General features: G+C 47.1%; 1 protein-coding gene. It reads right to left on the bottom strand.

The genetic code is table 11. The features are described from left to right. Nucleotides 1-39: 39 nt before the first annotated feature. Entirely contained in the window at nt 40-1,536 is a 1,497-nt protein-coding gene (locus Psfp_RS21035; protein ID WP_134220460.1) for an IS5 family transposase, read from the bottom strand. Nucleotides 1,537-1,659: the final 123 nt, after the last annotated feature.

Below are 1,659 nucleotides of genomic sequence, written 5' to 3'. Positions count from 1 at the left end.
TAGGGCTTGCTGAATAGGTTCTGATTTTAAAAACTGATTTTAGACAACCATATAAACAGTGCAATTTTGGCTCTCAAAAGCCTCCAAGATGGTGCATATAAAATGGTAAAAAAGAAGCCGGAGCCGGTGTTCCAAGTTCATAACCAGGAACTGCAGTGCAATGACGCTCTCTGCTGTCTCTTTGAGGCGTGCCATGATTCTGGCCAAGCCGTATCTGCGCTTGCATACGCCAAAGCCACCTTCAACAGCGTTGCGCTCTCTCATATCCTGACGTGTGATTTCCTTCGCTTGTTTGCTATCGAGTGGACGACGACCCAGTGGCGGCCCGCTCAGCCTGATGCCATGTTCCCTGCAGAAAGAGAGGTTCTCACGGTTACGATATAACTGGTCTGCCAGGACTGCTTCCGGATAGTAACCATAGCGTTGCTTGTAATTTTCAACCGCTTGTTTTAAGTCAAGACTTTCGTTGAAGGAATCCCAGCTAAGATGATCGATGAAGGCGTATCCATCCACCATACTGATGGCCACTTTAGCCCCAAACTCGGTCTCTGCCCTGGCCTTGCCTCTTACTATTGGACGCACATGGGGCTGGGAAATACTTACTATACGATTATCGATCCGGTGGGTTTTGGTCTGGTACATTTCTCGCTGCTGAGCGTAGAGGGTACGAATGGTTTCCAGTTCGCTAGACTGCCGGTTACTCAAATTGCCGTGACCATCACACCTTAGAAGAAAATCAATCGTGTTAAGGTTTCTGCGAAGGTATCCCAGCTGTTTACCGATAGCCTTTCNAATAGACTTTGCNNGTGGTTTTCGNTGTTTGGCTATTTTCAGATAGTCTTTTCTCGCCCGCTTGCGGTAGGTACGGGGCTTTTTGTCCAGTCCGAGATCTTGATTGTACAGGGTGTCAATNNTTTTTTCCGTTTTCTCCCTGGCCTCATTAAGAAGGGAGAGATCCGTGGGATACCGGATGTCTGCCGGGGCACAGGTAGCATCNAGCAGCAGCTTNCCCTTNTTCTNNTCNGGCTTCCATACTTCAAAAGTATCGGAGCCTGAGGGATTGCCCGGAGCTTCNTCNTTTGGNGNTTCGCCTTTTGGCCCTTTATCTTCAGGACCTTTATCCTTTGGCTCCTCCGGTTTTTCGCTCTGGCAGATTAGATCATTGATCTTNTTCATGCTCTCTTGATCCAATCGTTTCCGGAAGTGAACCATCAACGAAGGATCAAAGGGCGGTTCTATCTGGTATTTCTCTAGACCGATAAAATACTGGAGGTACGGGTTTTCGGTGATNTGNTCCACTGTTTCCCGNTCGGTGAAACCGCATCGNTCTTTNATNATCAANGCACCCAGNGCCGTACGCAAAGGCTTTGCTANTGTACCGGTANTGGACGGGAAAAGATCGGCATAGTCCTTTTCGATNTGTTCCCAAGGTATCATCTCGGCCAGTTTCACCCAGCGGTTATTGGCATCAAGTTTTCCTTCGAAAGGAAGTATGAAGTCTTCAATAACCATCTGATCAGTGGGACGTCGGTACATTTTTTGACCTCCAAAGTGCAAGCTTTTTGCATATTTTAGCTTGTTTTCCTTGGATAATAATTCGACAAAAGTACCCTCAATCCCTTGGTATTACTGGAATTTTTGGCTATTCAGCAAGCCCTA

The organism is Pelotomaculum sp. FP, assembly GCF_004369245.1.
Taxonomy (GTDB): domain Bacteria; phylum Bacillota; class Desulfotomaculia; order Desulfotomaculales; family Pelotomaculaceae; genus Pelotomaculum_C; species Pelotomaculum_C schinkii.
The sequence above is the reverse complement of the archived record's forward strand: the minus strand, read 5'-3'. Positions and strand labels throughout refer to the sequence as shown.